Raw genomic sequence first — 657 nt, 5'->3', positions numbered from 1 at the left:
CGTTCCGTCTGGATGCGAATGAGTTCAATGGCAGGACGAAGGTGCAGTTGCTGGTGGAGCATGCGGAGGCGGCTTGAAGAAGTGAAAGTGCGGCAAGTTCGTTGATTGGGCACGGCCAGGTTCGATGGCCAACAACGGGCAGTGCCCCAGGCGGCAGCATGCTGCGCATGGGCTGCTGACTCCCGGCCTCTTCCTCGGTTTCGCCCTCCCCTTCAGTTATAATCGCCGGTTTCCCCCGCACGAGACGCACACACCATGGAAGCAGAACGCCTCAATTCCCTATCGGCCTTGCTGGCCGACCTGACCACCCGGGAAGCTGAACTTCGGAGGTATCTTTGACTTCGATAACAAGTCAGAGAAACTAGAGCAGGTCAACCAGGAACTCGAAGATCCCACCGTCTGGAACGACCAGAAACGCGCGCTGGCCCTTGGCCAGGAGAAGAAGGCGCTGGAAGGCGTAGTCCATTCCCTTACCGACATCGATGCCGGACTGCGCGATGCCCGCGACCTGTTCGACATGGCCCGCGAAGAGCAGGACGACGATACGCTCGAAGCCATCGAGGCCGACGCGGCCGGCCTGCAGAAGCAGGTGGAAACCCTGGAATTCCGCCGCATGTTCGCCAACCCGATGGACCCCAACAACTGCTTCATCGACAT

At 60.0% G+C, this 657-nt stretch carries 1 pseudogene; it reads left to right on the top strand.

From position 1 onward, the window contains the following. Positions 1-255 precede the first annotated feature (255 nt). Positions 256-657 (top strand): annotated as a pseudogene (locus tag JK635_RS28625) (PCRF domain-containing protein); the annotation flags it as partial.

Origin of the sequence: Neobacillus paridis (assembly GCF_016765675.1) — a bacterium.
GTDB classification, from domain to species: domain Bacteria; phylum Bacillota; class Bacilli; order Bacillales; family Cytobacillaceae; genus Neobacillus; species Neobacillus paridis.
The sequence above is the reverse complement of the archived record's forward strand: the minus strand, read 5'-3'. Positions and strand labels throughout refer to the sequence as shown.